The organism is Hymenobacter lapidiphilus (assembly GCF_013377885.1).
In the GTDB taxonomy this organism is placed as follows: domain Bacteria; phylum Bacteroidota; class Bacteroidia; order Cytophagales; family Hymenobacteraceae; genus Hymenobacter; species Hymenobacter lapidiphilus.
Genome location: NZ_JABKAU010000116.1, coordinates 1 through 416 on the forward strand (window position 1 = coordinate 1; position 416 = coordinate 416).

The window sequence follows — 416 nt, forward strand, 5'->3', positions numbered from 1 at the left end:
ACCTACATTGAGTATCTGCTCAGCACGCCGCGCAATTATACGTGCACTCACTTGGCCGAGCACCTCTCGGCCGTGAGCCACGACCAAGTGAATCGTTTTTTACGCCGCAGCTCGTTCGCGCCGAGCCAGTTGCGCGAATTGGTCATGCCCTTGCTCACCGACTCGCCCGACGCTTTTCTGCTGCTCGATGACAGCGTGCAAGACAAGCGCTACAGTCGCTTTATTGAAGTGGCTAAACGCCAGTATTCGGGCAATGAGCATGGTTTAGTTACGGGTATCTGTCTGGTCAATCTGGTTCACAGCAGCGGACAGGCGGGCGATTTTCTACCCCTCGACTACCGCGTCTACGCCCCCGAACTCGACGGGGTGACCAAAAACGAGCACTTCCGGGCTATGTTCGCCCAGGTGCTGGCGGA

The 416-nt window shown here is 57.2% G+C and carries 1 pseudogene; it reads left to right on the forward strand.

Annotation, left to right across the window (positions count from 1 at the left end):
- Positions 1-416 (forward strand): annotated as a pseudogene (locus tag HW554_RS20355) (IS701 family transposase); the annotation flags it as partial.